This is a genomic window from Microbacterium sp. Root61, from assembly GCF_001427525.1.
Classification (GTDB): domain Bacteria; phylum Actinomycetota; class Actinomycetes; order Actinomycetales; family Microbacteriaceae; genus Microbacterium.
In genome coordinates, this window is the sequence record NZ_LMGU01000001.1 from 632,939 (window position 1) to 657,734 (window position 24,796).

A 24,796-nucleotide genomic window follows, 5' to 3' on the forward strand; every position below is an offset into this window, starting at 1 on the left:
CATTATCAGCAATCGTTGATTCTGAAGAACGGCGTGATTCCGCCACAGACGCCTCTGTAGGCCGTGCTTATCAGCGTGGCGTTGATGCGATGGGCTCTGCGTCCTCCGATGCCGTCAAGGTTCGCAGATACCTCCGCAAGCTCTCCAAGTCCATGGCGATGCGCGGTCAGAAGCTCGAACGCAACAAGTTCGGCCAACCGATCCTCCCGCGTGAACGTATCCGCAAGGTTGATCGCACGATCTACGACTACCGCACCGGAGAATGCATTACCAGGCGGACTTATAAGATCGGGTACTACGACGGCGTCAGCAACGGTGGCTCCGGATTCCTCCTGGTGCACGACGGTCGCGTCACGGGTCACAGCATTCTGCGCATCCTCGACACAAAGGCGTCATGGAGTCTTACCGCATAATCCGCTGCGTGAACTGCACCGCGTGGGTGAAGGTAGTTACGAAGGTCGTTCTCGCCGGCGGCTGCGCTGCAGGACGCCGGCCGCCGGCGCCGGCGGTCTCGACTTTGGCGGAAAATCAAGGGTCCCGCGTCAACGTCGACGCGGGACCCGAATGCTTGTACGAATGTAGCTAGCAGTTGTGGTGGTCGCCGAGCCAGAAGCATCTCCACTCACGGCGGAGCTGTCGCAAGAACCGCATCACAGCATTGCTCCAGTCGGGTTGAGGATGCGGGCGGCTGCTCGAAGTTGAGCGACTGCCACGGCCAGGAAGTCTAGTGCTGTGGCCTCGTCTTCCCTGTCGAGTGCTCGCTCGATGCTGTCCAGGTCCGTCCGCGTCATCGCTAGAGCCTGGCGGGCGATGGTCTGCGCTGTGGGGCTCATCGGCGTGCTTCCCAGGTCTCGTCTAGCCACGCCAGGATCTCGGGCTCGGTCATCCCTTCAAACCGGAGAACGACGATCCCCGCCTCTCGCCAGTCCTCGATGATTCGCTCACCTCGAGCTCGTCCCTCGGCGGCGACGGCGTTGGTCTCGTCAGAGTTGTTCGACCTGAACACCTCGATGACGCGCTTCTCAGTCATGAGCATTGCCTTGATCCTCTCGCTGGTCGATTCGGCACGAATGGCCTGTGCCATTCGTCGCCCCTGCGACCTGCTGCCTGGATGCCGTAGGTGTCAACCCCCCAGCGCTGGTACTCCCCCGCACAGGAACGGAGTTCCTTCCCTCGGTAGAAAGACCATCTGATCGGGGGTTTACTCCGTAGGTAGCCAGGTGGCCCATCACCAGAGTCCGACCGGCTGTGACACCCGCGCCGTTGGCACTCTCGGTCCGTAGACCTTTGCCGCCGTCTGTTTCGTCACTCCGAGCATCCGCCCGATGGACTCCCACGACGCTCCCGCTCCCCTGGCCTCGATGACCTGACGCCGCAGCACCTCGCGCCCCAGCTTCATCTGATCCGCCGTCCGCGCCAGTCGTTCCAGCGCCTTCGCTGAGTCGTTCGTCAGCTTCATCTGTCAGTCCTCCCCAGGTCCGTGGCCGGGCTTGTTACATGTGCCATATTCATAACTCATACACCAGAAGGGGAAGATCCCCTAGCACACAACGGAGGAATCATGGCTATTGGCCGTTCGAAGGGGCCGCGCGTCATCGCGGCGGGTACGGTGCTGCGCATCACCCCCAAGTTCGCGAAGCAGTCGGGCGACCTGTACGCGCACGACGTCACCCTCGACGGCGGAGCCGGAGCGGAGATCTTCGTCCGGTTCTGGGACCGTGACGAGTCCGCCGAAGCTCTCCGCGCGGTCGGTGTCTCTCAGCCCCTCGCCGTCTGGGCCGAAGTCCAGTCGGGCAACGGTTCCTATGGGGACTCGCTCAGCTTCGACGCCATGGTGACCGCCGACGACCTCGACCGGCTCAATTCCGGTCTCTCGGTCGCGGCGAAGTAGCCATGTCTGGCTTCTCGGACGCGTTCCTCGTCGGCGTCGCGATTGTGGGCGTCGTGCTCATGGTCGGCGCGGCGATTGTGGACCTGTGGAAGCCGGAGGACGCCCAGTGATCGACATGATGTCGGTTCCGCTGCCGATCGAGCACACGTGGGCGATTGTTCTGGGCTGGGTTGCCGCGTACTGCGCGGGCCGGTTCATCGTGGCGGGCCGCTAGTGGCTCTCCCTCTCGCGGTGGCTGGAGCGATCGCCACGATCGATCTGCTGGCGTGGGGCATCATCTCGCTTCTCCGTCTGTTCAGGGGCATCACCTGATGCTTCTGGGAGAGGCAATCCTCGGCACGCTGCTGCTGTTGGGGTCCGGCGTGCTGGTCGGTATTTTCCGGTCGGCCTCATGGAGTGGAAGGGGGTGAATATGGTTCCTCTCGTTGGCGAAACGTTCGATTTCACCGGCATCACGGGTGCCCTTCCGGCCCTGGTGGTCGCGGTGGTCGCTGCGGCGGGTCTTGTCCTGACTGCTGCTCTCGGTGTGATGGGCGCGTTCTGGGGCTTCCCCAAGCTCATCGGCCTGTTCAAGCGCACGGCAAAGTAGCCGTCGCGCTGGTCGCGCAGGTTCCCCGTCCCGGTCTTCTCCAGAGCCGGGGCGGGGTTCTGACTATCTGGAGATGGAGACATCATGCGTCGGTTCCCCGCGTTCCTGAGCGTTGTAGGCCTGGCTTCCGCTCTGGTCCTGGTCGGCGTCCCGGCTGCGCAAGCGGTCGAGCCTGCGCCGCCTCCTGTGTTGGAGATTCCGGATGTTCCGTCGAAGCAGGCGTTTATGGGTCCGGTCCCCGGGAGCGGTAATCACGCATCTGACATGCTGCGCGCGATGCTCGGATTCAAGGCGAAGACTCCGGCTGTGCTGAGGCCGCCGGTGCCGATCACGGCTCCTACGGCGTTCCAGCGGGCGTTGGGCGGCTCGGTCATGATGCTTCCCCAGCTTGCGTGGGGCATCGGCGCGAATGGCACGCTGACGGCTATAGCTGCTGTCACTGGCAGCGACTATTCGAGCGTTTATTGCGCGCAGCCTGAGTGGTACCAGGGTGTGACGTGGGCGGTGAATATGACTGTCGCGCCAGACTGTCGGGCGGCAGTTACTACTCCGAATTCAGATGTCCAGTCGGGCACCTTCGCGCTCCCATCGGGCGCGTGGCAGAGTGTGGTGTTTATCCGGTCGGGATTCGCCTATCGGTACTGGTGTGGACCGACGACGGCTGTTCTCGCGGCGGGCCAGGCCTACCGGTTCACGCTGGCGGGCGGTGCGACGACATTGACGACGTCCCGGACAACGAACGGTCTTACCGAGTGTGGCCGCGCGGCGGGCACCCAGCAGTACTGGCGTCAGTCACAGAACACCCTCGCAGAGGGGTACCCGCTCGACGCCGTCAAGATTGAACGGATAGTCCAGGCGTCCGGCGCTGTCCTTGAGACGGCGTCGAAATCTTCCGGGGACCCTGTTCGGACACCTAAGTGCAAGATCACCTGGTCGGACTCCACGGTCACGACCGGCACCGGCATCCCGTACAAGGAGACAACTGGACTACCGCTGTCAGCGGCGGGCCTCGGCTGCGAATCGGCGTTTGTCTCGAAACCGGGTGCCGGTCCCGACTTCCTGCCGTCGCGCATCCAGGTGGAGTCCGACGACGGAGGATCGATCACCACGATTTCGGATCAAGAAGTCCCGCCGATGACAGAAACCCAGCGGCTCCCGATGACGACCGGGAACGGTCGCGGCCTGGTCCTCGAAAAGACTGTCGGCACGATCCTTCAGTCATGCATGACTTGGGAAGCGGACTGCGCCAATTGGTGGGAAGAAACCGACGAAGGCACCACCCCGGGTACCTACAAGTGCAGCTTCGGCGGCGTGACCATTGACCTGGCGGAGTGCGGCCCGTACCGGCGCACCTTCGACACCAAGACCGACAAACCGACCATCACCGACCCCGTCACCGGCGAGGACACGGAGTGGTCAGCCGGACCTGACGTCAACTCCACGAACCCCGGAACCGGCCCGACTCCCGGTGATGCGTGTATGGCGCAGTGGGCGTCGGCCCCGAACCCGCTGGAGTGGGTGCTGCAGCCGGTCAAGTGCGCGCTGGTGTGGGCGTTCGTTCCGCGCGCGTCGGTGGTGACCGCTACTCAGGTGTCGATTGCGTCGGCCTGGTCCACGACGATGCCCGGCAAGCTCCCCGGCATTGTGAGCGCGGCTTTGGTAGTCCCCGGCGACCCGGGCGGGTGCATGGGACCACACGTGTTCATGCCGTTCTCATCGATCAACTCGTCCTGGCCGAACTTCGATGCGTACCCGCTCCAGGCGTGCAGCTCCCCCATGGCTGAGGTGGCGGCGGCAGCGCGCACGATCGGTGCGGCGATCCTGATCTATCTGACGGCCATGGGCATCATCAGGCGGGCCTCAGCGAGCGTCAACGCCCCGGGAGTGGGCGGAGGGCCGTCATGATCTCCGAGTGGTTCCTCGGCCTCGCTGTGGGCTTCGTGCAGTGGCTCGCGGGTGTGTTCGGAGAGTGGACTCCGCCGCCCGAGCTCACGGGCGCGTCCTCCGCCGTCAACGGCATCATCGGCAGCCTGGCAGGGATGGGTGTGTGGGTCGCGTGGCCGGTCCTCGGCGCGTGTGTGGGCGCCGCGATCACGGCCTGGGCAATCGTCGTAGGTATCAAGCTCGTGCGCGCTGTCATCGCGCACATTCCCGCCTTTGGAGGCGCTGGTGACTGATCTTCTGATCCCGTCGGACCTTGATGTGTTCGATTCCCTCGAAGCCGAACCCGAGGCGGAGACAGGGGGTGTCGCGGAGCGGCGCGCCCTGTCCCGCCCGGGATCGGCTCAATGGAAGTCGAAGGGCAGCCGGACCCGCCGTGGCTTCACGATTCATGCCTACGTCGGTGCGAACGGTCACGGTAAGTCGCTGGCGATGATGCACGACACCAAGCTGTCGATGGAAAAAGGCCGGCCGATTCTCTCGACGGTCCGGGTCATCGATCCGGACACGGGTGACACCTACGCCGGATACACGCCGCTGCGGGAGTGGTCGCAGCTCCTGGAGTTCTCCGGGGGTGACGTTCTCTTCGATGAGGTCCTCGGCATCGCGGCATCCGAGGCCGGGAAGCAGCTCCCCAAGCCCGTGCAACTCCTTCTGAACCAGCTCCGTCGCCGTGACATCCTGCTCCGCTGGACAGCCCCGTCATGGTCCCGCGCGAACATCGTCCTGCGCGAGGTCACCCAGGCCGTCACGGTCTGCCGTGGCTACTTCCCGAAGTACGAGAACCGCGGCGACGATTCCCGCATGTGGGGCATGAACCGGCTGTTCCGGTGGATTACCTACGACGCCATGGATTTCACGACCTGGACGGACAGCAAAGAGGGCAACCTCAAGGGAAAGGCGAACGCCTGGATGTGGCGACCCGGATCCTGGGCGGAACAGTCCTACGACACCTTCGACTCTGTCGACAACGTCGACTCCGGCGAGGGCTTCTGCTTCCGCTGCGGCGGCGACCGACCCAAAAAGACACTCGCGCAGTGCAGCTGCTGAATGGTGCGCGTATGCCAGTATGAGAGAACCCCCGCACGGTGGCGGGGGTTCACGGTCAATACCTTTGGAGAGGGGACCGCAATCTGATGGTAGCGCGTACCCTCACAGCGGGGCAGATCACCGCACTTCGACTTCCGACGGTTGATGAAATGCGCGCCGTCGGTGCCGCTATTCCCCAGGTTGAAGATCGGGAGCAGTGGCGGTCGAAGTACGCGCACACCGCCGCAGCAACGTTCCTTGACATCGGCCCGGGCGTCGTGCGCATCCGCCAGACTCGCCCCGGCCAAGAAGATCATGAGCGAGATCTCACCTGGGAAGCTCGTCGACGAAACGTCGATGCCGCTGTGGCGCAGCTCCACGGGATCTACCATGACTCCATGGCGCTACTTAATGATGTGGATATGGAAGTCCTGACGGCTCCCGATCCGGTGCGTCGCGCGGTCCGAGGTCGCCCCTCGAAAGCCACGCGCGGCAAGATCGTGGGATGGTCGAACAAGTCGCGAAACCGTATGCGGATTCGGCTCAATCAGTTGGATTGGGCACCGCTCTTCGAGTCGGGCAATGAACCTGCTCTTGTCACGCTTACCCTTCCTGGCGACTGGCTCACGGTGGCACCGACTCCTGCCGCATACAAGGCTCTGATCGATCGCTTCAAGATCTACTACGACCGTGCTTGGGGTGAGCGTCCCCGTGGTGTGTGGAAGCAGGAGTTCCAGCGTCGCGGCGCGCCGCACACGCACATCCTGATGACGCCTCCAGCAGGCGTGGCTAAAGGCCACCTCGAGCTTGAGTTTCCGCAGTGGCTCTCTCGCACCTGGGCCAACATCGTGAATCACCCGGATCCGGATGAGTACGCGCGCCATGTGAAGGCGGGAACCGGCGTCGACTACGTCGGAGACGGCTATCGCGATCCGCGCCGCATCGCGAGCTACTTTGCGAAGCACGGCACGTTCAACGACAAGGAGTACCAGAACGACATGCCGACCGCCTGGCGCGATCAGATCGCCAACGGTGAGGCCGGTACTCAGTTCTGGGGCGTGTGGCGCTTGGAAAAAGCCGTCGCCGTTCTTCAGCTAAACGACGCAGGTAGCACAACAATCGAAAGTTTGATTGACCCATTCGGCGTGTCGCGTATTTTCGATGCCCGAGTATGTGCATTATCGGCAATAGCCCTTGGTGGATTCATAGGGCCATCCTCCGGGATCCACTGGTGGGAGAAAGCGCGTGATTCCGCACCAGGAAGCCGCTCGCACTGAAACTCCAGCGCAAGCTCCGCCGCGCGACTGACATGGCCGTTGTCGTGCTGGTCGCCAGTCAGCCACTTATCAGGGAATTCGGCTGCAGCACGGCTTGTCCACGGTCCGCATGTCTACCGCGACAGGCCCGCGCGCACCGCCTGCAAGTGCGGAAACCCCGCGTGGTGGTGCCTCCCCTGCGTTCATCGGGTCTATGCTGGGCACCGCCTCGCAGGAAACTCCCAGGAAAGGGTCTCTTATGACTACTGCATCCCCCGCAGAGAAATCTGCCGTCAACGGCATTCGGACGGCGCTCGGCGTCGGTGGCGTCATCGCCCTCATCGTCGGAATCCTGATTCTCGTCTGGCCCGGTAAGACCGCGGCCGTCGTAGTGGCGATCATCGCCATCTACGCGATCGCCGGCGGACTGGTGTACGCCGGCCTCGGCATCTTCGCCAAGGGCATGGGTGGCTGGGCTCGTGTGGGTCACATCCTCCTGGGCATCGTCTTCATCATCGCCGGTATCGTCGCGTTCGTGAACCTGCAGGCAGCGACCGGATGGTTCGGCGTCTTCCTCGGAATCCTCGTCGGAATCATGTGGATCGTCGAGGGCATCGTCTCGCTGACGACGCTGGGCGACGCGGCTTCCAAGGGCTGGACGATCTTCTTCGCGATCATCAGCATCATCGCCGGTATCGTCCTGCTCTTCTCCCCCCTCTGGGGCGCTGTCGTGCTCTGGTGGCTGCTGGGCATCTCGCTCATCGTTCTGGGCATCATCCAGATCGTGCGTGCATTCACCTGGGGTAAGGGCGCGTCCGTCTGAGCGACCTTCAACGGAGAACGGCCCCGGAGCAATCCGGGGCCGTTCTCCGTTTCAGATCGTGCGGGTCAGCCGCCGACGGGCAGCTTGCGCTTCCACCAGTCGAGGATGGCGTCGAAGCGCTCCACACGGTGGCGCGGCTGTCCTCCGCGCGTCAGCTCGTGGTTCTCTCCTGGGAACACGAGCATCTCGGCTTCGGTTCCGGCGCGCTTGAGGCCCATGTAGTACCGCGTCGCCTGCTCGAGCGGGCATCGGAAGTCCAGCTCGGAATGGATGACGAAGGTCGGCGTGGTGACCTGGTCCACCACCGCCATGGGGCTCTGGCGGGCGATGGCCGCGGCATCCGTTCCGACGTACTCGTCGCCGAAGAACGATCCGATGTCGCTGGTGCCCTGGAACGAGATCGGATCCAGGAAACCGCGCTCCACGATCGCGCCGGCGAACCGGTGGTCGTGAGCGATGACCCATGCGGTGAGGTAGCCGCCGTAGGAGCCGCCCTGCACGCCGACGTGCGCACCGTCCAGTGCCGGATCTGCCGCGATCGCTCCGTCGAGGAAATCGATCACGTCGGCGAAGTCCACTGTGCCCATCGCCTGACGGATGCTGCGGCCATGAGCCCGTCCGTACCCGGCTGACCCGCGCGGGTTGCAGTACACGACCGCGTAGCCCGCGTCGACGAGGACCTGCGTCTCATCGAACAGATGTATGCCGTACGTGGCATATGGTCCGCCGTGGATCTGGAGGATGACCGGGTGCGGCCCCTCCCCTGCCGGCCGCGCGACCCAGCCGTGCACCGGATATCCGTCGCGGCCCTGGACCGTCAGCTCCTGCGGAGCCGCGACACCGGATGCCTCGGCTCCGGCGCCGAAGGCCGTGAGCGTGCGCATCGCACCGCCGTCGACCAGCACGAGTTCGCCGTAGGACGCGGGCAGCGACACCGACGCCACGATCCGCTGCCCCGCGGCCGCGTGGCCGTTGACCTCGACGTCGCCGCCGATGAGCTCGGTGATCTCCCCGGTGCGGGTGATCCGCAGCAGACGGACGCGTCCACGGCTGCGGTCCTGCACGAGGAAGTCCTCGCCGACCTCGCCGATGTGGCTGCCGACCTCGCCGAGATCAATGGTGTCGGGATCGGTGAGCCGACGCGGACCGGTATCCTCGAGCAGCCACAGCGACACGCCCGGGGCGATGAAGTCGATGCCGTCCGCGCCGACGTCGTCGCCGAGAACCGCGATCGTGCCGTCGGCCGTGATGAACAGGTCGTTCAGGGTGAGGTTCGCCTCGCGGCCGAGCACCTCGCGCTGTCCGGAGCCGTCGGCCGACACCGCGACGAGGCGCGAGCGCAGATCGCGACGGTCGCGCTCGATCTCGTCGACGACGGTGAGCAGCTCGGCGCCGTCGCCCGTGAAGACAGCACCGAAGTGCGATGCCGTGCCCTCCGTCAGCTGCGTCGCGGCAGCCGGCACCAGCTTCTTGCGGGGCGCTTCGACACCCTCGGGGCGCACGGCGGCGGCGGGTTCGTACGCCGGCTCGGAGTCGGTGGCAGGCGCCGGAACGATGAACAGGTGTGCGGGACGGTCCTGCGTGTACCCGAGCCCGTTGGAGTGCCAGCGGATGCCGGTGATGTGGCGCGGCGACTCCGCCGAGGCCTCCAGCCCTTCGACACTGCCGTAGCGCCCCTTTTCCGGGACACGTGCCGTGAACGCCAACGATTCGCCGTCCGGTGACCAGGTCACATCCGACACCCCGAGCGGGGCTTCCGTGACCTGCACGGGCTCCCCTCCCCCGGCATCGACGACGAAGATCTGCGCGACGCCCTTCGCGTCACCGCGGACGAACGCGAGACGACGACCGTCCGGCGACAGTCGGGGCGAGGCATCCGCTGTTCCACGTGTCAGTCGACGCGGCGCACCGTCCGGCAGGTCGATGCGCCACAGCTGTCCCACCGCACGGTTGGCAGCGAGATCGGGACGAGACGCCGCGAACACGGTGAACGAGCCGTCCGGGGCGATGACCGGCCGACCGACGGAGACGAGCTTTTCGATGTCCTGTGCGCGCACCGGTCACTCCCCCTGGAACGAGCTCGTGTCCCCGACCAGACGCGTGTTGTCCGCGGGGATCGGGTCGATCGCGGCGCGCGCCACCTCTGCGGCGAACTCGCTCACGTTGTAGAGCTTGCCGGCCGACTCGCGGCGGTCCGCGATCGCGCCGGGGTTGGCGCGCTCGAGCAGAGTCGCGGTGATGGTGCCCTCGATCATGTCGCCGGAGACGACGACGAAGCCGATACCGCGCTCCTGGAGCATCGGGATGAGCTCACGCAGCGCGTCCTCGCCGGCACGCTTGGAACGTGCGACCGGCTCGTACTCGGGCATGGTCGGGGTGGTGCGGATGAAGTGCGCCTGGTGGCTCGTCACGAACACGACTCGGGCGTCGTCGCCCAGCAGCGGCAGGGCGGTCTCGAGCACGCGCACCTGCGCATCGCGGTTCAGCTGGAGGGCGTAGTCCTCGGCCATCCCGCCTTCCATGCCGCCGGACGCGTTGAGGACGAGGATGTCGAGCGAGCCGAACGTGCGCTCCACTTCGGAGAACATCTCCTGCACCGACGCGGGGTCTGTCAGGTCGGCGCCGACGACGAGCGCCTGCACTCCGAGGCCCTCCAGCTCGGTGGCGAGCTTCTGCGCGCGCGGCGCCTTGTTGCGGAAGTTGATGACGACGTTCGCACCGGCTTCGGCGAAGTATCGGACCGTGTCGGCGCCGATGCCGCGCGACGAGCCGGTCACGAGTGCGGTGCGGCCGGCGAGGGACGCGGGTGGGAGGGTCTGGGACACGGGAACTCCTGACATTTCAGTGGGTCTCACCGCCCTGCCGACGCCGTCGGGAGCGACCTGTCGACCCTACCAATCCCGCGCTCACCAGGAGCCATCGTGCTAGGTTCGGAGCATACGAGGAGGGGCGTGATGGAGTTCATCCAAGCCATCGAGCAGTTCGCGTGGATCGGGTGGTTGGTGCTGATCCTGGCCTTCCTCGTGATCGAGATGTTGACGCTCGATTTCACCTTCCTGATGCTCGCCATCGGAAGCCTCGCGGGCCTCGGCACCGACCTGCTCGGAGCGCCGATCTGGCTCCAGGTCATCGTCGCCGCAGCAGTCGCCGCCGTGCTCGTACTGTTCCTGCGCCCACCGCTGCTCAAGCGCTTGCGGCGCGGCGAGGACCCCACTCCGAGCAATGTCGAAGCGCTCGTCGGACTGCAGGGTCAGGTGATCTCGACGGTGTCGTCGCTGGGTGGCCAGGTGAAGCTCGCGAACGGCGACATCTGGACCGCACGCAGCGCCGGGACCGGCACGATCGAGCCCGGCACCCTCGTGCAGGTCCGCCGCATCGACGGCGCGACCGCGTTCGTTCAGCAACAGGAGGAGCAGTCCGCATGACTCCCGAGGAGTTCATCCCGCAGGCGATCGGCTGGCTGCTGGCCATCGCGGTCTTCATCTTCGTGCTGGTCGTGATCATCCGCTCCATCCGGATCATCCCGCAAGCGACGGCGGGTGTCGTCGAGCGGCTCGGCCGGTACCACAAGACACTCACCCCGGGCCTGAACCTCCTGGTCCCCTTCATCGACCGCGTGCGGCCGCTCATCGACATGCGCGAGCAGGTCGTCTCGTTCCCCCCGCAGCCGGTCATCACCGAAGACAACCTGGTCGTCTCGATCGACACGGTCATCTACTTCCAGGTCACCGACGCGCGCGCCGCGACCTATGAGATCCGCAACTACCTCGGCGCCGTTGAACAGCTCACCACGACCACGCTGCGCAACGTGGTCGGTGGCCTGAACCTCGAGGAAGCACTCACCAGCCGCGACGAGATCAACGGTCAGCTGCGCATCGTGCTGGACGAGGCCACCGGCAAGTGGGGCATCCGCGTCGGCCGCGTCGAGATCAAGGCGATCGACCCGCCGCTCTCGATCCAGGACTCGATGGAGAAGCAGATGCGGGCCGAGCGCGACCGCCGCGCCCTCATCCTGACCGCCGAGGGCACCAAGCAGTCCGCCATCCTCACCGCGGAGGGCGCCCGTCAGGCCGAGATCCTCCGTGCGGAGGGTGACAAGCAGGCAGCCGTGCTGCGCGCGCAGGGCGAGGCGGAAGCCATCCAGACGGTGTTCCGCGCCATCCACGAGGGCGACGCCGACCCGAAGCTGCTCGCGTACCAGTACCTGCAGATGCTCCCCAAGGTCAGCGACAGCCCGTCCAGCAAGCTCTGGATCATCCCGAGCGAGTTCACGGAGGCGCTGAAGGGCGTCACAGGCGCGTTCGCGGGCACGGTGGCGGACGCCGCCGCACGCCGGCCCGTCAAGGACGGTACGGAGCCGCCCGCGCCGTGACTCACCCTTGGTTCGAGCGCGCGGCGAAACCCCGCGTGCTCGCACACCGCGGATTGGTGACACCGGATGCCGCAGCGCATGGAGTCGTGGAGAACTCCTTCGCCGCCGTTGCCGGTGCCCACGCTGCGGGTGCTCTCTACGTCGAATCCGACTGCCACCTCACGGCCGACGGCGTCGTCGTGCTGTTCCATGACACCGACCTCTCCCGCGTGACCGGAGACCGTCGGCTCGTGTCCGATGTCACGGCCGCCGAGCTCGAAACGCTGATGGCGGATCGCGGCGGTCTCATCACCCTCGATCAGGCCCTGGACGTGTTCCCGACACTGCGGTTCAACCTCGATGTGAAGGCAGCGGATGCCGCGACCCCGGTGGGTCGCGCGGTCGCCGCCCACGGAGACCGCGTGCTGTTGACGAGCTTCGCCGACGCACGCCGCAGGGAAGCACTCGCGGCCGCGGTCCGGAACGGCGGCATCACTCCGGCGACCTCGGCGGGCACCGCCACGATCGCCCGGGTCCTGGGCGCACTCGCGGTGCGCTCGGAACGACTCTTGCAGCGGGCCCTGTCCGGCATCGATGCCCTGCAGATCCCCGAGAGGCACGGGCGCACCCGCATCCTCTCCCCTCGTCTTCTCGACGCCGCGCACCGTCATGGTGTCGAGATCCATATCTGGACGGTCAACGACCCCGACGACATGCAGCGCCTGCTCGCGCTCGGCGTCGACGGGCTCGTGACCGACCGTGCCGACATCGCGCTGCGGGTCACCCGGAAAGGTGGAGCGACCCGCTGAATGCTCGCGCGTAGGGGACCCGAAACCCCGATACGGATGCACGCCCTGTGCATCCACTGTGAATGATCCGGCGGACGCTCCCGTTCGGATGAAGCGCTCAGGTCATGACGTTATACCTGAGAGCAACGAGAGGACCACAAGATGGCAGACCGCAGCTTGCGCGGCATCCGACTCGGCGCCCAGAGCCTACAAAGCGAAGACGGCGTCGTGTTCCATGAACGCGCCCAGCACATCTACACGTGCACTGTGTGCGGACGTGACACGACAATGACCTTCGCCGTCGATGCTGAGGTGCCGCCCGCTTGGGAGTGCCGCACGTGCGGCGCAGAGGCGCTGCGCCGTATCGGCGAGGGAACCGCGACCGTCGACCACAGTGAAGACAAGGTCGCGCGTACGCACTGGGACATGCTCCTGGAGCGCCGCACGATTCCCGAGCTCGAGGAGCTCCTCGAAGAGCGTCTCGCCTTCGTGCGTGAGCGCCGTGGCGCCGGCGGAAGCACCGCCAACACGAAGATCAGCGCCTGACGCCGACTGAGTGATCCTTTAGACGCCGGCTCCTTCGGGAGCCGGCGTCTTGGCGCGCCCTCAGACCGCGCGTCGGCGGCGCTCGGTCACCGTCACCACGATGCCCAGCGCGATGAGCGCTGCGAGACTCCCCCAGCCGAGGACCGCCTGGATCCAGGGTCCGGCCACGACGGCGGGCGTGAGTCCCGTGCGCAGCGGGACGTCCGTCAGCATGTGACCGGCCACCCCGGCGTCGAGCCCGTCGATCGTCGAACCGTCGGGAGCGATGACCTGGCTGGTCCCGACCGTCGAGAGGTTGACCACCGATCGCCCGGTTTCGATTGCGCGCATGCGGGCGAACGCGAGCTGTTGGAGGTTCTCGTCGGTGTCGCGGAAGTCGGCGTTGTTGGTCTGGAACATGTAGACCTGGGCGCCGTCCTTCGCGCCTTCCCAGATGACATCGTCGTAGATCACGTCGAAGCAGATCGCCAGTCCGACCCCGACCCCGTTCAGATCGAAGAACGGCGGGTTGGTGCCGGGCGTGTACTCGCGCTGGATGAGGCCGACCAGGTCGGGCGCCAGCTTTTCGTAGAACCATCGGTCGGGAACGTACTCCCCCATCGGCACGGGGTGGGTCTTGTCGTGGATCTGCACGGCGCCCTCGCCGCGCTCCCAGAGCATCGATGTGTTGAAGGTCGCATCGCCGCGGGTGGTCGCGGCATTGACGATGAGAGGTGCGTCGACGTGCGCCGACACGGCGTCGAGCGCAGCCGCGGTGGACGTGTTGGTGAGCGGGTCCGAGTCGATGCCGCCCTCCGGCCACACAAGCACGTCCATGTCCTCTCCGAACAGCGGAGCGGTCGCCTTCAGCTGCGCGTTCAGGACCGCGTTGCGCGGGCGCTCGTCGAAATAGCCCGACGGCCCGTTCCCCTGCACGCTGCCGACCCGCAGTGTTCCGGCGGATGAGGTCGGGAACGCGGGCACGAGCAGTAGGACGACCGCCAGCGCCGCGGCCGGCACCGCCGTACGCAGGTCCCGGAACCGCGCGACGCGCGCCCACTCGATGACAGCCGCGCACAATACGACCATCAGGAACGTGAGGCCTGTGACGCCCGTCCAGCTCGCGATACCCGCCAGGGGGCTCTCGGACTGGCTCATGCCGATCCGGCCCCAGGGGAAGCCCGTGTAGGGCCAGGAGCCCATGAAGAGCTCGCGGGCGGTCCAGAGCCCGCCCACCAGCAGCGGGAGCAGGACCAGCTGCGCCCAGCGCCCGGGCAGCACTCGCGGCATCCACCGGTAAGCGAGGGCGATCGGGATGGCGCCCACGGCCATCAGTACCGCCTCGAGCCCCGTCAGCGCGAACCAGGGCACGACCCCGAGGTACCGCGTGATCCAGAGGATGTGCACCAGGTAGAACGAGACGCCGAAGATGAACCCGACGAGCAGTGCGCCGCCGACGCTGCGGCCGATCAGTGTCGTGAGGGCGAATCCGACGCCCACGAAAGCCATCGGCCACCACCCGATGGCAGGGAAGGCGAGATCCAGCGCAGGCCCCGCGACGGCGGCTGTGAGCACGGCCGCCCAAAGAGGCAGAAGCGGGCGCGGCGCGGCGGCGAGAGGCACGTGTCCACCCTAAGTGGGATTGTCTGGGCGATCGGCGAGAACAGACGGCCGCCCGCGCAGGGAATCTGACTGCGCAAGCCGCAGTCCGACCGCTAGATTCGCGGTATGGACGCCATCGACGACACGATCCTCCAGATCCTGACCGAGGACGGGCGCACTTCGTTCAGCGCCCTCGGCACCCGCGTCGGCCTGAGCACGAATGCGGCTGCCGCCCGCGTGCGCCGGCTCGAGACCGCCGGAGTGATCGTCGGCTATCGGGCCGTGCTCGCGAAGGAGGGCCCCGGCGCGGTGGACGGCATCGAGGCGTTCATCGACGTACGGCTGCGGCCCGAGCAGGACTCCGACGCGTTCATGCAGTGGGCGCTGGGCCACCCCGCCGTGCGCGATGCGGTCCATGTCACCGGCCCGTACGACTACCTCGTGCACGTCGTCGTCGACAGCACCGCAGACCTCGACGAGCTGCTCCGGCGCTTGAAGAGCAGCGCGGGCGCGGGCCAGACGCAGACACGCCTCGCCCTGCGCCCGCACCGCTAGGGCTACAGGACCACCCCGGTCACAGTGTCGCGAGGATCTCCTTCATGGTCGTGATCTCCGCGAGCTGCGCGTCGATGATCGCCTGCGCGAGAGCGATCGCACCGGGATCCTCCCCCTCGGCCAGCTGTTCCTCGGCCATCGCGACGGCGCCCTCGTGGTGAACGATCATCTGTTCGAGGAAGAGACGGGATGCCTCGACCCCCGTCGCGGCATCCAGCGCCTGCATGTCGGCCTCCGACATCATCCCGTCGCCGTGGTCCATTCCGCTGCTCTCGCCGGCGGGAACGCCCCACTGCTCGAGCCACAACTGCATCTGCTCGATCTCCGGACCTTGCGCCGCGGCTATCTCCTCGGCGAGCGTGACGACACGGACATCGATGCCGTCCTTGGCCAGGATCATCTCGGCCATCTCCACCGCCTGGGCGTGGTGCGGGATCATCATCGTCGTGAGCATCACGTCGGCCGCGCCGGCGGTCGTAGCCGCGGTGTCGGAGGGCGTCACGGCGTGTTCGCCGTGACCACTGTCCGCGGCGGTGCCGCCCGATGCACAGCCGGTGAGGGCGAGCGCGGTGGCGAGGGCGAGTGCAGCGGTGGCTGCGTGGTGGATCTTCATGGCTTCTCTTTTCGTCGTTGGTGAGCGCCCGATCCCGAGGACCGAGCGCCGGAGCGCGTGCGGAGGTGTCAGGGCTTGGAGCGGATGACCGCTTCGGGGCTCAGATCCAGGCGCCGCAGCAGCTGGGCGTTGAGCGCCACGACGATGGTGGAGAGTGACATCAGGATCGCTCCGACCGACATCGGCAGGACGAAGCCGATCGGGGCCAGGATGCCGGCCGCAAGCGGCACGGAGATGAGGTTGTAGCCGGCCGCCCACCACAGGTTCTGCGCCATCTTGCGGTAGCCCGCGCGGGACAGCTCGATCACCGAGATCACCGAGCGCGGATCGTCGCTGGCGAGGATGACGCCCGCCGAGGCGATGGCGACGTCGGTGCCGGCGCCGATGGCGATGCCGACATCGGCCTGCGCGAGCGCCGGGGCGTCGTTCACCCCATCCCCCACCATCGCGACTCTGCGGCCCTCGGCCTGCAGTTCCTTGACCTTGGAGGACTTGTCCTCCGGGCGCACGCCGGCGAACACACGGTCGATGCCGAGCTCCGCAGCGACCGAGGCGGCAACGGCTTCGGCGTCACCGGTGATCATGACGACCTGCACACCGCGCTGTTGCAGCGCGGTGACCGCTTCACGCGACTCCGGCCGGATCTCGTCGGCCAGCCGCAGGGCGCCGGCGACGGCGCCATCGACGAGTACGTGCAGGATGATCGCCCCCTCCGACCGCCAGGCGTCGGCGATCGGCAGCTCCGCGGCATCCTCCTCCTGGAGCATGTACGGTCCGCCGACGCGCACGGTGCGGTCTCCGACCCGCGCGGTCACTCCGACCGCGGGTGAGGAAGTGAAGTCGTACGCCGCGGGAACGGTCAGCGCACGCTCCTTCGCGGCCGCGATGATCGCGCGGGCGAGCGGATGCTCCGAATCGGCTTCGGCGGCGGCGGCCAGCGCGAGCAGCTCGTCGGCGTCGACGCCATTGATCGGGTCGACGGCGGTGACGGCGGGCGTGCCCTTGGTCAGCGTGCCCGTCTTGTCGAACAGCACCGTGTCGATCGAACGCATGCTCTCCAGCGCGAGACGGTCCTTCACGAGCACGCCCGCGCGGGCGGCCCGCTCCGTCGCGATCGAGACCACCAGCGGGATGGCCAGGCCCAGCGCGTGCGGGCAGGCGATCACGAGCACCGTGATGGTGCGCACCACCGCGTCATCGGGCAGGCCGAGTGCCGTCCACACGATCGCGGTGATCGCGGCGGCGATCAGGGCGAACCAGAACAGCCAGCCGGCGGCGCGATCGGCCAGTCTCTGCGCGTGCGACGACGAGTTCTGCGCCTCGGTCACCAGACGCTGGATACCGGCGAGAGCAGTGTTCTCCCCGACCGCAGTGATCTGGATCCGCACGCCGGAGTCCGTCGCGACCGTCCCCGCGACGACGGGGTCGCCGTCTCCGCGTCGCACGGGACGCGACTCCCCCGTGATCATCGACTCGTCCATGCTGGCCGAGCCCTGCACGATGCGACCATCGGCCGGTACACGGCCGCCCGGCCGTACGACCACGACATCGCCGACACGGAGCTCGGACGGCGCCACCGTGACGGTGGTGTCCCCCTCGACCCGCTCCGCCTCGTCGGGCAGGAGCGCCGCGAGCGAATCCAGCGCGGACGTGGTCTGCGCCAGCGATCGCATCTCGACCCAGTGCCCGAGCAGCATGATTACGATCAGGAGTGCGAGCTCCCACCAGAACTCCAGCTCGTGGTGCAGCAGGCCCAGGGAAGCGCCCCACGATGCGAAGAACGCGACGGTGATCGCCAGCGCGATCAGGAGCATCATCCCCGGCTTGCGGGCCCTCAGCTCGCTCACGGCACCGGTGAGGAACGGCTTGCCGCCCCACAGATACATCACCGTGCCGAGCACGGGCGAGACCCACGGCACCCACGCGGCATCCGGCAGCGAGTAGCCGAGCACCATCGCGAACATCGGCGAGAATGCCACGACGGGCACCGCCAGGACGAGCATGATCCAGAACAGGCGGCGAAACTGCCCGACGTGATCGCCGTGCCCGGCGTGCCCGCCATGTCCGCCGTGATCCATGTCCGCGTGATCCATGGCTGCGTGGTCGTGTTCCATCCCCGGTTTGCCTGTGGAGTGGTCGTGCTGACTCATCGAAGTGTCCTCACTGATTGTGCGAGTGGGTCTCGCGGAATTGCTAGGCGGATACAGTTGCGCGGGATGCCGGAGCACTCACCGCAGAGGTCGCGGGCTCCGGCCGGAAGTTGCGCAGCCGGAGGCTGTTCGTGACGACGAACACGGATGACAGTGCCATCGCCGCCGCCGCGACCAGCGGGTTGAGCAGCCCGAGCATCGCGATCGGGATCGCGGCCACGTTGTAGGCGAAGGCCCAGAACAGGTTGCCCTTGATGGTGCCGAGCGTGCGCCGTGCGAGTCGGATGGCGTCAGCTACGACGATCAGGTCACCGGAGACGACCGTGACGTCGCTCGCGGCGATCGCGGCATCCGTTCCGCCGCCCATCGCGAGTCCGAGGTCGGCGGCGGCCAGAGCCGCGGCGTCGTTGACGCCGTCACCGACCATTGCGACAACTCGCCCCTGGGCCTGCAGCGCACGGATGACCTCGAGCTTGCCTGCCGGATCGACACCGGCGTGCACCTCGGTGATCCCGACGAGCGCGGCGATGTGACGCGCCGAGCCCTCGTTGTCGCCGGTCAGCAGCACCGGCTGAAGGCCGAGCTTCCGGAACCGGGCGATCGCTTCGGCGCTCGTCGGCTTGACGGTGTCGGCCACCGCGATCGCCCCGAGGTACTCACCGTCGCGAGCGACCATGACGACGGTCGCGCCCTGTGCGGCCAACGCATCGGCGGCGGACTCGGCGTCGGTCGACGGGCGGATGGCCCACTCGGCGGTGACCCAGGAGGGGCGACCGGCGACGATCGACGCGCCGTCCACGACGCCTTGCACGCCGTAGCCGGCGTGTGAGGCGAAGGACTCAGCGTGCGGGGTCGAATCGGCGGCGGAGACGATGGCGCGCGCGATCGGATGCTCCGACCCGACCTCCACGCCGGCCGCGAGGCGCAGCAGCTCCTGCTCGGTCACTCCGGGGGCAGGCAGCACCGCGGTGACCGCCATCTCACCGCTGGTGACCGTTCCGGTCTTGTCCAGCACGATGGTGTCGACGGCGCGCGTCTGTTCGAGAACCTGGGGGCCGCGGATCAGGATGCCCAGCTGCGAGCCGCGGCCGGTTCCGACCAGTAGGGCGGTCGGCGTGGCAAGACCGAGCGCGCAGGGGCACGCGATGATCAGGGTCGCGACGGCCGCGGTGAAGGCGACCTCGAGCGAGCCGCCGACGAGCATCCAGGCGACGAAGGCGAGGATCGACAGGCCGATCACGATCGGCACGAAGATGCTCGACACGCGGTCTGCGAGGCGCTGCACTTGCGCCTTGCCGGTCTGCGCCTCTTCCATCAGGCGACCCATCCGGGCGAGTTCGGTGTCGGCGCCGACGCGGGTGATCTCCACCACGAGCCGTCCGCCGACGTTGAGTGTGGCACCGACGACACGGGAGTCGGGCGCGACCTCCACGGGGACGGATTCGCCGGTGAGCATGCTGGCATCGATCGCCGAGGCACCGTCGATGACGAGCCCGTCGGAGGGGATCTTCTCCCCCGGGCGCACGAGCACACGATCGCCCACGGCGAGCTGAGACACAGGCACGCGCTGCTCCACCCCGTTCACGAGACGCGTGGCATCCTTCGCGCCGAGCTCCAGCAGAGCGCGGAGCGCGGCCGAGGAGGACTTCTTGGCCCGCGCCTCGGCGTAGCGCCCGGCGAGGATGAACACCGTCACCAGGGCGGCGACCTCGAGATAGATCTCGCCGGAGCCGGCTTCGGGGTTGCCGAAGAGGGTGAAGGTCATGTGCATGCCCGGAACCCCGGCCATGCCGAAGAACAGGGCGTACAGCGACCAGCCCATCGCGGCGATCACGCCGAGACTGATCAGCGTGTCCATCGTCGCGGCTCCGTGACGGGCGTTGACGGCGGCGGCGCGGTGGAACGGCCACGCACCCCAGACGGCGACCGGAGCGGTCAGGGTCAAAGCCAGCCACTGCCAGTTCGTGAACTGCAGCGCCGGAATCATCGACATGAGCGCGACCGGCACGGCCAGCGCAGTGGAGATCAGCAGTCGCGTGCGGAGCGCCTTCAGCTCGACGTCCTCGCGGGATGCCCCGGGCTCGACGGACTCCTGCACGGCGGGTGGAAGCGGCACCGCGGCGTCATAGCCGGCCGATCGCACGGCGGCGATCAGCTCGTCGGTGTCGACGCCGTCGGCGTGCACGCGCGCCTTCTCGGTCGCGTAGTTGACGGTCGCCTCGACACCGGGAAGCTTGTTCAGCTTGCGTTCGATGCGCATCGCGCACGACGCGCAGGTCATCCCGGTGATGTCGAGTTCGATATCCGCAGTGCTCATGCGGGGTCGCCCGCCAGCGCGTATCCAGCCTCCTCGACGGCGGCACGGACGAGGTCGACATCGACGGGCGCGGCGCTCTGCACCGTGACGCGGGAAGCCCCGCCCACGACGAGGTCCACCGACACATCGCTGACGCTGTCGATCGCCGTCAGCTCTTCGGTCACACTGGCGACGCAGTGCGAGCACGTCATGCCCTCGACCAGGAATTCGGCGTTCACGGCGCCGACGGATGCCTCGGCAGCGGTGACTGTCGACGTCGGCGCGCAGCAGCTCGCACCCTCGGCGGAGTCAGAGGTCGTGGTGCAGCAACTGCCACCGGTGGTGTCTTTCAGGCCCAGGTCGATGCGGTCGAGCTCAGTCATGGTGTGTCCTTTCGAAGGGGTGAAGAAGGGTGAGGGGTCAAGAACGGACGAGGCGGGCGATGGCGTCGTTGGCCTCGCGCAACTTCTCCTCGGCGACGGGGCCGCCTTCGGCGCTGGCCTCGGCGACGCAGTGATTGAGGTGATCGGACAGCAGCGACAACGCGACGGTCTCCAGCGCCTTGGTGGCCGCCGACACCTGGGTGAGCACGTCGATGCAGTACTGGTCGTCCTCCACCATCCGCGCGATCCCCCGCACCTGTCCCTCGGCGCGACGCAGACGCTTGAGGAGGTCATCCTTGTTGCCCATGTATCCGGTCATGATGGATACTATACCCCCCTAGGGTATCCATGGCAACGTCGGAAACTCGGATCCTCCGGGCCGCAGGTCACACCGTGCTGTAGGCGACGATGCCCCGGCGCACGGCATCCAGCGCCTTGCGGGCCGTGGTCGCCAGCGGCGCATCCGCGACCAGCGACAACTGGTCGAGCAGGTCGATCGTCTGCTTCGCCCACCGGACGAAGTCGCCTGCGGCCATGTCGGCCTCGCTCAGCACTCGGTCCAGAAGGCCACCGCGGGCCCAGGAGTGCATCGCCACGGCGAGTCCCGACGCGATCGGCTCGGAGCCGGGCAGTCGGTGGTCCTTCTCCAGGTCGTCCAGACGCTGCCAGAGGCTTTCGGTCTCGCTGAGCGCGCGCCGGAACGGTCCGCGCGGCAGAGCGTGCTCGCCGGGCCCGGATTCATCACGGCGGGGTTCGTACACGAGGCAGCAGGCCAGCGCGGCCAGCGAAGGGACATCCAGATCGTTCCAGAGCCCGCGCCGCAGCGACTCGGCCACGAGGAGGTCGCGCTCGCCGTAGATCCGGCGCATCGTGCGCCCCGCGTCCGTGAGGCTGGCGGCGCCGTGCTCGTCGATGCGGACGTAGTCGAGCTCCTTGAGCACCTCCACGACGCGGTCGAAGATGCGCGCGACCGTACCGGTGCGGGTCTCGATCTGCTGACGGGTCTTCTCGATCGTGCGCGCGAGCTTCCAATAGCGCTCCGCCCAGCGGGCGTGCTGCTCGCGTTCGGGGCACTGATGACATGGATGCCGCTGCATCCGCCGTCGGAGTCCGCCGATCTCACGCTGCCGCTTCTCCCGGGTGCCGCGGGAGGCGTTGGCGTCCTTGCGATTGAGCTTCTCCAGATCGGCGAGGTCGCGACGGATGCCGGAGTACTCGGTGAAGTCGCCGCGATCGCAGTTCATCGCCTTCTCGTAGCCGGCGATCGACTCCTCGGCCTCGCGCACCTGGCGTGCCAGGCCCACCACCGAGCGGTCGGCCTGGAACTGGGCGAAGGAGGACTCGAGGATCTCGCGCGCCCGTGTTCTGCCGAACTGGTCGATCAGGTTGACGGCCATGTTGTACGTGGGGCGGAAGCTGGAGTTCAGTGGGTAGGTGCGTCGTGAGGCGAGTGCGGCGACCTGCTGCGGATCGAGGGTCTGGGTCCACTGGATGACCGCGTGCCCCTCGACGTCGATCCCGCGTCGGCCGGCGCGACCGGTCAGCTGGGTGTACTCCCCCGATGTGATCGCGACACGGGCCTCGCCGTTGAACTTCTCGAGCTTCTCCAGCACGACAGTGCGGGCGGGCATGTTGATGCCGAGCGCCAAGGTCTCGGTCGCGAAGACGACCTTGACGAGCTTGCGCTTGAAAAGTTCCTCGACGACTTCCTTGAACGCGGGCAGCAGCCCGGCGTGGTGCGAGGCGACCCCGCGCTCGAGGTTCTCGACCCACTCCCAGTAGCCGAGTACCGCGAGGTCCTCGTCCTGGAGCGAGCGGGTGCGCTCTTCGATGATGGCGCGGATCTCGAGGCGCTCTTCGTGTGTGGTCAGCCGGACGCCCGAGCGACGCACCTGCTGCACAGCTGCGTCGCATCCGACGCGGCTGAAGATGAAGAAGATCGCCGGCAGCAGATTCGCGCGGTCCAGCAGCTGCACGACGTCGGGGCGGTCGATCCGTTCGATGCGCTGCACATTGGCGGAGCGCACGGGTCGTTGACCGCCCTTGTGCGGACGACGACGGGATGCCTCGTAGCGCCCGCCGTCGGCCATCGAGGCGCTGCGAGCCGACTGCGTGCGCCGATTGTTCTCGAACGCCTGCCCCTTCGGCGAGCGGATCCGCATCAGCTCCTGATTCACCTGCGCGGTCGCGACACCGGCGCGGTCATCGAACAGGGGCAGGAGATCGCCGCGGACGAGCACGTGCTGCTCGAGCGGGACGGGCCGGATCTCGGACACGATGACCTCGGTGTCGCCGCGGACGGTGTCGAGCCAGTCGCCGAACTCCTCCGCGTTGGACACCGTCGCCGACAGTGAGATCAGGCGCACCTGCGGCGGCAGGTGGATGATGATCTCCTCCCACACGGCGCCGCGGAATCGGTCGGCGAGATAGTGCACCTCGTCCATCACGACGTAGCGGAGTCCGCGCAGCGCGGGTGAGTCCGCATAGAGCATGTTGCGCAGCACCTCGGTCGTCATCACGACGATGCGCGCGTTGCCGTTGATGTTGGTGTCGCCGGTCAGCAGCCCGACGTCATCCGCGCCGTACACATCGACGAGTTCGCGGAACTTCTGGTTGGACAGCGCCTTGATCGGGGTCGTGTAGAACGCCTTGTCCGGGTGTCGACGGGCACCGTCGTCGTCGACGGCGGGCGCGCGCATGGCGAGGTGGATGGCGAACTCGCCGACGATCGTCTTGCCCGCGCCGGTGGGGGCGGCGACCAGCACGCTGCGGCCGTCTTCGAGGGCGTGGCATCCCGCGATCTGGAAAGGATCGAGTTCGAAGCGCTGGGATGCCGCGAACGCCGCCGAGATGGGGTGTTCCTGCCGCTCCCGCGCGCGCTCGAATCGCTCCGCGGGAGACGGGTCGCTCACGCGGGAGCCTCAGGCGGGAGGATGCTGGCGTCGCGCTTGGCGCGGCGACGATCGAACAGGAGCGACACCCCTGCCGCGGCGAAGTACAGCACGACCAGGATGCCGGCCAGGATCAGCATCGAGGTGACGTCGGCGGCCGGGGTCGCTGCGGCGGCGAAGATCGTGATGACCAGAATGGCCACGCGCCAGCCCCTCAGTATCGCCATGCCGCTGAGGACCCCGGCGACGTTCAGGAGCACCAGGAAGACGGGCAGCACGAACGCGACGCCGATCACCAGCAGCAGCTTCAGGATGAAGTCCATGTAGTAGCTGTACTGGAAGAACGTGACGGCGCCATCGGGCACGAACGAGGACATCAGCTCGATGACGTGCGGAGCCAGCAGCCAGCCGACCGTGAGTCCCGCGAAGAACAGCGGGATCGCGGCGCAGAGGAAGCCGACGGTGTACCGCAGCTCCTTGCGCGTGAGGCCCGGCATGATGAACAGCCAGATCTGCGACAGCCAGACCGGCGCCGAGAGGAAGATGCCGACGACGAAGGCGATGCGCATGCGCATGTCGAATCCACCACTGACGGTGTCGACGTTCAACTCCGCATGCCCGGTGCGTTCTGCGATCAGGTTGATCGGGTGGATCAACAGCTCGATGATCGGACCGCTGAGGATGAACCCCGCGATCATGCCGACGATGATGCCTATGACCGAGATCAGCAGACGCCGGCGCAGCTCGACGAGATGCGCGCCCAGCGACATCCGTTTGTCGCGGGCGCGCCTCTGCCCCGGTGAGCCGGGAGTCGTCTCGGTGCTGGTCACGACCACTTACGGCTGAGGATCCGCCGTACCGCCGGACTTCGTCGCGGTGTCGGCAGCCGTCGACTCGGCGGTGCCTGCCGCGGTCTCCGCGGGGGTGGCGGCCTTGTCATCGTCCTTCATCGCCTTCATCTCGCCCTTGAAGACGCGAGCCGACTGCCCCACGCTCTTGGCGAGGGCCGGGAGCTTCGCAGCGCCGAACAGCAGCAGAACGACGGCGAGGATGATGAGCAGGTGCGGCCATCCGAATGCGCCCATGGTGATCTCCTCTGTGTGAAGGAATGTG

At 67.2% G+C, this 24,796-nt stretch carries 26 protein-coding genes; 13 read left to right on the forward strand and 13 right to left on the reverse strand.

Annotation, left to right across the window (positions count from 1 at the left end; translation table 11 throughout):
* The first annotated feature begins 89 nt into the window (after nt 1-89).
* Complete coding sequence (locus tag ASD65_RS03070; RefSeq protein WP_056218307.1) at nt 90-413, forward strand: hypothetical protein; 324 nt, start codon at nt 90-92, stop codon at nt 411-413.
* A 416-nt stretch (nt 414-829) separates the two neighbouring features.
* Here ASD65_RS03070 and ASD65_RS03080 read toward each other — a convergent pair whose 3' ends face one another.
* Together ASD65_RS03080 and ASD65_RS03085 are read right to left on the reverse strand one after the other, a co-directional pair.
* A complete protein-coding gene (locus tag ASD65_RS03080) occupies nt 830-1,084 on the reverse strand; it encodes a hypothetical protein (RefSeq protein ID WP_156378770.1) in 255 nt (84 codons plus the stop codon).
* A 144-nt stretch (nt 1,085-1,228) separates the two neighbouring features.
* Nucleotides 1,229-1,459 carry a hypothetical protein gene (locus ASD65_RS03085; RefSeq protein WP_056218318.1) on the reverse strand — a complete coding sequence of 77 codons (231 nt, stop codon included), beginning with the start codon at nt 1,457-1,459 and terminating at the stop codon, nt 1,229-1,231.
* A 102-nt stretch (nt 1,460-1,561) separates the two neighbouring features.
* On the opposite strand from ASD65_RS03085, the gene ASD65_RS03090 reads away from it, so the two are divergent.
* From ASD65_RS03090 to ASD65_RS03110, 7 genes are all read left to right on the forward strand, one after another.
* A complete protein-coding gene (locus ASD65_RS03090) occupies nt 1,562-1,891 on the forward strand; it encodes a hypothetical protein (RefSeq protein WP_056218322.1) in 330 nt (109 codons plus the stop codon).
* Between the two features lie 412 nt (nt 1,892-2,303).
* The gene (locus ASD65_RS18900; protein WP_156378771.1) at nt 2,304-2,480 is read left to right on the forward strand and encodes a hypothetical protein; all 177 of its coding nucleotides are present in this window, start codon (nt 2,304-2,306) and stop codon (nt 2,478-2,480) included.
* A gap of 276 nt (nt 2,481-2,756) precedes the next feature.
* Nucleotides 2,757-4,385, forward strand: a complete 1,629-nt coding sequence (locus ASD65_RS03095) for a hypothetical protein (protein WP_235566593.1) — start codon at nt 2,757-2,759, stop codon at nt 4,383-4,385.
* Nucleotides 4,382-4,657: a hypothetical protein gene (locus tag ASD65_RS03100; protein WP_056218328.1), complete on the forward strand. Its 276-nt coding sequence runs from the start codon at nt 4,382-4,384 to the stop codon at nt 4,655-4,657. Before ASD65_RS03095 ends, ASD65_RS03100 begins: the two co-directional genes overlap by 4 nt.
* On the forward strand, nt 4,650-5,471 hold the full coding sequence (locus tag ASD65_RS03105; RefSeq protein WP_056218332.1) for a hypothetical protein: 822 nt from the start codon (nt 4,650-4,652) through the stop codon (nt 5,469-5,471). Before ASD65_RS03100 ends, ASD65_RS03105 begins: the two co-directional genes overlap by 8 nt.
* Nucleotides 5,472-5,620: 149 nt before the next feature.
* Nucleotides 5,621-6,727, forward strand: a complete 1,107-nt coding sequence (locus tag ASD65_RS18905) for a rolling circle replication-associated protein (RefSeq protein ID WP_156378772.1) — start codon at nt 5,621-5,623, stop codon at nt 6,725-6,727.
* Between the two features lie 238 nt (nt 6,728-6,965).
* Entirely contained in the window at nt 6,966-7,529 is a 564-nt protein-coding gene (locus tag ASD65_RS03110) for an HdeD family acid-resistance protein (RefSeq protein WP_056218336.1), read from the forward strand.
* Nucleotides 7,530-7,594: 65 nt separating this feature from the next.
* Here ASD65_RS03110 and ASD65_RS03115 read toward each other — a convergent pair whose 3' ends face one another.
* Nucleotides 7,595-9,586, reverse strand: coding sequence for a S9 family peptidase (locus ASD65_RS03115; RefSeq protein ID WP_056218338.1), 1,992 nt, complete (start codon nt 9,584-9,586; stop codon nt 7,595-7,597).
* Nucleotides 9,587-9,589: 3 nt separating this feature from the next.
* Nucleotides 9,590-10,354: an SDR family oxidoreductase gene (locus ASD65_RS03120; RefSeq protein WP_056218342.1), complete on the reverse strand. Its 765-nt coding sequence runs from the start codon at nt 10,352-10,354 to the stop codon at nt 9,590-9,592.
* A gap of 129 nt (nt 10,355-10,483) precedes the next feature.
* Here ASD65_RS03120 and ASD65_RS03125 point away from each other — a divergent pair, with 129 nt between their 5' ends.
* The 4 genes from ASD65_RS03125 to ASD65_RS03140 all read left to right on the forward strand — a co-directional run bounded on the left by ASD65_RS03125 (nt 10,484) and on the right by ASD65_RS03140 (nt 13,214).
* On the forward strand, nt 10,484-10,954 hold the full coding sequence (locus ASD65_RS03125; RefSeq protein WP_056218344.1) for an NfeD family protein: 471 nt from the start codon (nt 10,484-10,486) through the stop codon (nt 10,952-10,954).
* Complete coding sequence (locus ASD65_RS03130) at nt 10,951-11,901, forward strand: SPFH domain-containing protein (RefSeq protein WP_056218347.1); 951 nt, start codon at nt 10,951-10,953, stop codon at nt 11,899-11,901. Before ASD65_RS03125 ends, ASD65_RS03130 begins: the two co-directional genes overlap by 4 nt.
* A complete protein-coding gene (locus ASD65_RS03135) occupies nt 11,898-12,689 on the forward strand; it encodes a glycerophosphodiester phosphodiesterase family protein (RefSeq protein WP_056218351.1) in 792 nt (263 codons plus the stop codon). Before ASD65_RS03130 ends, ASD65_RS03135 begins: the two co-directional genes overlap by 4 nt.
* A 141-nt stretch (nt 12,690-12,830) precedes the next feature.
* Nucleotides 12,831-13,214: an RNA polymerase-binding protein RbpA gene (locus tag ASD65_RS03140; protein ID WP_056218355.1), complete on the forward strand. Its 384-nt coding sequence runs from the start codon at nt 12,831-12,833 to the stop codon at nt 13,212-13,214.
* A 60-nt stretch (nt 13,215-13,274) separates the two neighbouring features.
* On the opposite strand, the gene lnt is transcribed toward ASD65_RS03140, so the two are convergent.
* The gene (gene lnt / locus ASD65_RS03145; RefSeq protein WP_056218359.1) at nt 13,275-14,816 is read right to left on the reverse strand and encodes an apolipoprotein N-acyltransferase; all 1,542 of its coding nucleotides are present in this window, start codon (nt 14,814-14,816) and stop codon (nt 13,275-13,277) included.
* 105 nt (nt 14,817-14,921) lie between these two features.
* Here lnt and ASD65_RS03150 point away from each other — a divergent pair, with 105 nt between their 5' ends.
* The gene (locus ASD65_RS03150; protein ID WP_056218362.1) at nt 14,922-15,350 is read left to right on the forward strand and encodes an Lrp/AsnC family transcriptional regulator; all 429 of its coding nucleotides are present in this window, start codon (nt 14,922-14,924) and stop codon (nt 15,348-15,350) included.
* Between the two features lie 19 nt (nt 15,351-15,369).
* On the opposite strand, the gene ASD65_RS03155 is transcribed toward ASD65_RS03150, so the two are convergent.
* The 8 genes from ASD65_RS03155 to tatA all read right to left on the reverse strand — a co-directional run bounded on the left by ASD65_RS03155 (nt 15,370) and on the right by tatA (nt 24,768).
* Nucleotides 15,370-15,963, reverse strand: a complete 594-nt coding sequence (locus ASD65_RS03155; protein WP_056218365.1) for a DUF305 domain-containing protein — start codon at nt 15,961-15,963, stop codon at nt 15,370-15,372.
* A 68-nt stretch (nt 15,964-16,031) separates the two neighbouring features.
* Nucleotides 16,032-18,113, reverse strand: coding sequence for a heavy metal translocating P-type ATPase (locus ASD65_RS03160; protein WP_082561552.1), 2,082 nt, complete (start codon nt 18,111-18,113; stop codon nt 16,032-16,034).
* Between the two features lie 43 nt (nt 18,114-18,156).
* On the reverse strand, nt 18,157-20,430 hold the full coding sequence (locus ASD65_RS03165; protein ID WP_056218370.1) for a heavy metal translocating P-type ATPase: 2,274 nt from the start codon (nt 20,428-20,430) through the stop codon (nt 18,157-18,159).
* Nucleotides 20,427-20,792: a heavy-metal-associated domain-containing protein gene (locus ASD65_RS03170; protein WP_056218374.1), complete on the reverse strand. Its 366-nt coding sequence runs from the start codon at nt 20,790-20,792 to the stop codon at nt 20,427-20,429. The genes ASD65_RS03165 and ASD65_RS03170 overlap by 4 nt, the downstream gene beginning before the upstream one ends.
* A 37-nt stretch (nt 20,793-20,829) precedes the next feature.
* Nucleotides 20,830-21,111, reverse strand: a complete 282-nt coding sequence (locus ASD65_RS03175) for a metal-sensitive transcriptional regulator (protein WP_056218377.1) — start codon at nt 21,109-21,111, stop codon at nt 20,830-20,832.
* Between the two features lie 67 nt (nt 21,112-21,178).
* Nucleotides 21,179-23,704, reverse strand: coding sequence for a DEAD/DEAH box helicase (locus ASD65_RS03180; protein WP_056218380.1), 2,526 nt, complete (start codon nt 23,702-23,704; stop codon nt 21,179-21,181).
* Complete coding sequence (gene tatC, locus ASD65_RS03185; RefSeq protein ID WP_442922445.1) at nt 23,701-24,513, reverse strand: twin-arginine translocase subunit TatC; 813 nt, start codon at nt 24,511-24,513, stop codon at nt 23,701-23,703. Before tatC ends, ASD65_RS03180 begins: the two co-directional genes overlap by 4 nt.
* 6 nt (nt 24,514-24,519) lie before the next feature.
* On the reverse strand, nt 24,520-24,768 hold the full coding sequence (tatA, locus tag ASD65_RS03190; RefSeq protein ID WP_056218383.1) for a Sec-independent protein translocase subunit TatA: 249 nt from the start codon (nt 24,766-24,768) through the stop codon (nt 24,520-24,522).
* Between the last annotated feature and the right edge of the window lie 28 nt (nt 24,769-24,796).